Source organism: Bacteroides cellulosilyticus DSM 14838 (assembly GCF_000158035.1).
GTDB lineage: Bacteria > Bacteroidota > Bacteroidia > Bacteroidales > Bacteroidaceae > Bacteroides > Bacteroides cellulosilyticus.
The window spans coordinates 104,750-110,888 of sequence record NZ_EQ973488.1; the positions used below are offsets into that span (position 1 = coordinate 104,750).

1 protein-coding gene and 1 pseudogene are annotated in these 6,139 nt (G+C 43.9%); both read right to left on the reverse strand.

The window, feature by feature from the left end; translation table 11 throughout:
- Positions 1-4,777 (reverse strand): hypothetical protein (locus tag BACCELL_RS25650; RefSeq protein ID WP_007209769.1); only part of this gene is annotated, 4,777 nt, incomplete at its 3' end.
- A 2-nt stretch (positions 4,778-4,779) separates the two neighbouring features.
- Positions 4,780-6,139 (reverse strand): annotated as a pseudogene (locus tag BACCELL_RS01715) (hypothetical protein); the annotation flags it as partial.

Genomic DNA, 6,139 nt, shown 5'->3' on the forward strand with positions numbered 1-6,139 from the left:
TTGGAAAGTTCCGGAAAGTGATGTATTTATTGTTAGCCGGGTACTCGATCACTTCAAGTCCTCCACCGTTCGGTAATTTTATCTGGCTCAGATTAGTTCCATCTGCATAAACCTCTCGAATGTTGATTATTGTGCTCAAATCAAGTGTACCCTGCAATGTGGCAATATTAGAAAGTAGAACCTTCTGCATACTACCGCAATCAGCAAGCGTAAGTCCTGTTATAGAGATTATTACGTCATCTGTCTTACTGCCAAGTATGAGTTCTGACAGACGCTTACCGCGTACCACCATGGTACCGGAAACATTCTTTTTATGCCAGTCTCCAATACTCAATAACCAACTCGCCGCCTGAATCGCATTCTGTTGGTCGGCACTACCGCCAAGGTCGATAGTTATGCGACACGTCTCACCGGCTTTGGTACGTGTGCCCTGTACGATGGACGTACCATTTGCAATGGCCGGATACATATCGAAAGCCGGAGTGATGTCATAGTCTATCAAATCACCGGCAGCACGTACAATGATGGTGTCGGTACCATTGGCAGAGAATAAGCCATAATTATACTTACTCATAATATACATGATACGCTTCTTTATCCATGCCGTTTCTGCACTATAGAAATCACCATGAGATTGCGTAATAGGGTCGGTATCATTACTATAGGAATCATTATCATAAGCTATCTTGGCAAGCTCATAACGCTTGGCATCAGCATTTACTAACGTAGCCGGGAAATATTCTTTTATTCCGAGGAAATACTTCTTATAGAAAGCATAAGCCTTGTCATAAGGAGTACCGGAAGACTGGCCGCATAAACTTTCCATTGCGGCGAACATCTTACGCATTCCCGCAGTAATCTCAGCACTGAAAGCCTGTTCTAACAGATTCCAGAAGACAGAAGTCTCACCATTCCAAATCGGTTGGCCGTTGTCGTAATAATCATGCATCTCACACCAATAGGGTTTGCGATCCTGTCCCTGGTTATCAATAGGAAAGATGGTATCAGCATCATCCAGCCGCCAGCGCCACTTGCTTCCTGTCGTGCAGAAGCTATACGGATAAGTATTCTTCGCCCGCTGGTCGGTTCCGGCAGTGAACTCAACGAAATTATGGTGGAATACAGCATCATCAATGTCGAAGTATTCCGGCACAGTCGCCCGAAACAATTGCTTTCTGGAATTGATGAACAGCTCATTTAACTGGTCGGCTGTAAATGCGGACAGATCGGATGCAAGGTATGCGGTCAACTGCGTTTTTAGATTGATCTGGCCGTTCCCAATGTCTGAAGGAATGAACTTTCCTTCCGCTGCCTCGTAGTAATAGAGATTGTACAGGTTGGCATCACCGGACTTGGCAATCCAATACTCATAACCTGTACTACGATATTCAACTATGGAGGCATTCAGTTCAGCCAGTGTTCCATTGAATGGACGGATACGGTTGTTGCAGACATATACGGCATTATACACATCTATCCATTTCTGTGCAGACAGTGGTTCTGTTTCATCGGCGTTCAGTTCACCGGCATCGAAATCCCAACAGTTGGTATTGTTATATTGGAAAGCTTCTTCATCGGCATTATACGCCCAGTATGGTTTGCTCCTGTTCCAGGGAACACGGAAAAGCGCGCCCAGCGGAGCATTGTCCGAACCTTCTACGGATAGCAAGGCAGGGAAAGCTTCCGTATCATAACCAAAGCAAAGATCATCCCCTTTATCCGGACCAAACGTAAATTCTCCCATGCAAGTGTATATGTCCTGACCTTCTTCATTGACAGACTTGGAGAAGCCGATGAACGGTTCCTGATACACGGCAACGCGTATCTGCGGATCGGTGATCATCGCCTCATTCTTCATACCAATCTCTTTGTATAGGTCATTGTAAGCGGCTACACTTCCGGCCTTGTGGTCCTGCATGGAACTCGCCCAATTCTTCTTAGCCGTCAGACGCCCGGACTTCGGCACACCGTCGAACATGAGTACTTTGTTTTTGTCTGTGGTCCCGTCGGCATACGTGGCAATAGAGTTTATCTTATTACCCTCAGCATCTTTCAATCCCTTCATCTTGAAGCGGATATTCCACTCCAGATATTTCTTTGATGAAGTTCCCTGGCCTTCCACCAACAGATTGGTGAGCGTGAAGTTCCTTTCCGGTTTATCCTTGAAGAAGACTTCCAGATTACCCGCCACGCCTGAAGGGTTATTCAGGTTAGGGAAAGGCTTATCAACCACGAATACATTGTATAGCATCTTCGTAGCATTGAAGTCAATATTCACACCTTCACCATCCAGCACTTGGTTGATACTCTTCTCTGTCTGTTTCTCATCGGTAGTCACCAGCTGATTGATATAATTCTTCTGTACGGCCTCAGAAGTCAGCGCCGAATCATATACACGCAACCCATACAGATATAAGTTGGCATAATCATTGCCCAGAACTATCTTGCCACTATTGCGAAAATAGTCATTGCTCTCATAAGCGTACTGGCGGTTCTTCTTTCCATTGATGTAAATGGCAACGATGTTGAATCCTGCATTTCCGTAGGCATCAGGCATCACTACAACAGTCAAGCGTATACGTACTCCGTTATCTGTAGGAACATCCTGCGTACTACTATCATGTCGCGATTGGGAGAAGAAAGAGATATTCTCACCGGATACTTTCAGACCGACATTTCCCTCGGCAATGGTAATGATGTTCTTTGAGGCGTCCGAGGCGTTCTCCACCTTAAAGTCAATCTCAATGGTCTTTCCCCTGCGGGCCGCTTCCACAGCAAAAGGCTGATAATCTATCACGGCGGAGCTCCGGGCAAAGATTTTCAATACTTTAACGCCATCACCATCAGATACCCATCCGTCATTACCCCAGTTGAAGTTGTTCCAAGTGACAGGGATAACCGACTTATCCACTTCATTAACTATACTGCGGCTGTTAGACTGCGAGTTGCTACGTGTACGGGGATTAATATAGAGTGCAGCACCTGACGTAGCAGAATACCCCAGCGAATTATTCACATTCAGCGTAATCGGTTCAATCAGACTGTTATTGTCGCTTGTCACGGATACAATGACATCAAAGTTAGCATCATCATCCGTATCAACCTCCATCGGATAAGTGAGAGTCTGCTTGGCATTCGTGGTAATGGAATCATTTTCGGAACTATACACCTCACTACCGCCCTTCATAATGGAGAATAAAGCATCAGTCAAGGCAGAAGCACCGTCATAGATCGCATAGTCAAACACGGTATTATCCTGCCAGTTGGTCAACTGTTCGGCAACATTATTTACACACATGAGCTTTATCGTTTCTCCGGCAGAAATACACATGATATTAATTGAAACCGCCTTTGTCTGGATGGTATTATCCGAATTGGACAAATAAAAGCTCACATTATACACACCGGTAGTTCCCGGATGCGGAAGCGTATAGATATAAGGAGTATCCAGATATACAGCCGTTCCAAGATTCTGGCTGTAGCTCTGGTTATAATCATCACCGGTGACAGTCACATGCAGCGTTTTGCTGATATTGCCATTCACGATCATCGGGATGGCGATATCTCCAGAGAATGCCGTCCACCAGGCGAAGTTAGGGGCACTCACGCCAAGAGAAGTAAGCTGAACCACATAGGTAACAGGCGCCGTTGTCTGGTCGGTATTTTCTCCCTTGATGGTAACTTTGATATTATTACTGCCGCTGGTCAACCATTCAGAGACATCTTGTTTGACAGAGATATTGGAAGATATTTCCATTTGCTTGACAACGGTAAAGTCGGTATACTTGGAATTCTTCACCATGATGGTACAAAGTCCGAGTTCCCCGGTCGGTTTATACGGCTCGCTGATGTCATCCCGATACTGTGAAACAAAGGTAAAGTCAAGCACACACTCCTCACCGTATTGTGCTGCAAATCCTAAAGAAGGCATATTGTTCCGCACATACACGCTGTACATGGTTCCGGCACCGCCTGCAAGCTCCCTTACCAACTGCTCCAAGGCGGCACCCGCTCCACCGTCGTAGGCGGTGCCGGGTTCCTCACCGATGACAAGCCCGCCGCCTTGCTTGGGATAGAAAATCCCGTCACGCATTTCCAGGGAATAGACATCATTGGGAAGGGTGTCCCATGAAGGATCAGCATTTATAAGACCACCAAGAGTAAGGTCACCGCTGGCTTCCGCTGGGGCAACTTCCACGATGGCGTCTTCATCCTCTTCGACAAACGTATCGATATCCTCTTCAAGCAAACAAGACATTAAAGCGGCCGGGGTGTTTTGCTTAGGCAGACGAACTATTAAACCGTTCTCAATTGTACTACCATTAGCTAAGGTGATGTGACCAGAAGCGGTGTCCTTATTCACTTTTGACAGAAACAACTTCAATAAATTATCATTATTAGATGCAATCTCAGCTAATACTCGCAATGCCGACATCACATCTGTATCAAATACTTCTTCCGTTTCTGTGCCCTTTAAAATTAGGCGGCTAATCAAATTGCCGTCAATCTTCAACCCCTTCAAAAAATCAACAATCGCCGATACCTCGCTATCATCTTTCTTACTGATAAACTCAGCCAAAGAACGGAGAGAAGACATCACATTCTTGTCTGTAAAAGATTTGATATCATCTTTCTTTAAGATATCGATACTTTCTCCGCTACCCTGATTAATGACCGTAGTGCCGGAAGATGAACGCGTGACGGAAGCCCCGACCGGATATTTGTCCGACCTGGGCTTTGCTGGTGCAGTGGATGATATGATAGCTACCTTTTTCATTCTTAAACTTCAATCATGATACATTCAAACTTTCCCATCTGGTAATCGATTGTTCCGCCTGTACAGATGAATTTCTTACCAACCAAAAAAGTGTCGGACAATCTTGTTATCGGAGATAAATCCGCACGCTCTTTTATTTCCTGGGTAAGTTTAATACGGGTGGCACTATAATGATTGATGCAACGGGTGATCATCATTTCCTCGGGACGGATTGTATCGTCAAGAATGCTGTTATATAAGTTATCTTTCAGATAATCATTGCCTAACATAACTTTGCTGTAGCATGCACCATCGTTGTTGTACGATGATATTTTAAATTCAATTTCATCCAGTTCATTGATATAGTTTTCATTCAGCACATTTTCATAGATACGGTCCGAGTCGTTGTTTTCCGCTTCTCCATCCATCTTTTGAAACACACATTTTAAATCCTTCAAAAAGCAATTTATGTATCCGGTAAACATCACTCCCACGAAGTTTTTAATGACAAATTTCGGCTGTCCGCCAATAGCATTTCCTAATGGTATAATATAACCATCTAACCCGTCATAAGGCATGGACAAGGTTTTTGTAGACTTTATACTAAGAAAGCCTCCGGAAACAGGTTCGTGAAACGTTCCATCTTTTCCATCATCAATATATACGTTAAATGTAGAGTAACCTTCTACAAAGCTAGAGCCATTCCAATACTTGTTCCCTATAGAAAACTCACAGACAAAATACGGTGGAACAGCAAATCTAGCTAGATCCTCTCCAAATGAATACATTTCATCTCTAGGTATTAAGGTCGGCAGTCTATTTTCCGAAGCCATAACTAGCTGTACACTTCCCTGAATGGCGAATGCCCCCCACCTGTATAATGCTGTTGGAAGAGGATCTTTAAAGGTTAATATAGGATTTTCTAATTTCAAATTGTACTGCGTATCATTAACGCTAGCTCCTGAAGGGTAGAGTACAGTACGGATTTGTATGAGGTCTTCGTAATTGTAGTTAGTGATATTGGGTTCCCATTTATCACCATTTTTTTTCATCTCATAATTGCATTTTTTTACTGGCATTGCACCATATAACTTCTCTATATCATCTAAAGACATTTTCTTAATTTCAGTCTCACTTACCGGATTTTGAGCCGTCCCCGGTTCATAATGAAACATCTGATATGCGTCTGGCAAGAAATATACTTTTCTTGATATTTTATTATCCTCAACATATTCTCTTGCATGTGCGAATCTATCCCCGAGACGAACAAGATTACTATAGTCTTCTTCCGGGAAGACTTCTCCCACCGGATAATTACTACATTTCACTGTTACTTTATTATAGCCTGGGAGGATATCCAAAGAATGATTGGCTCCAGCGAAA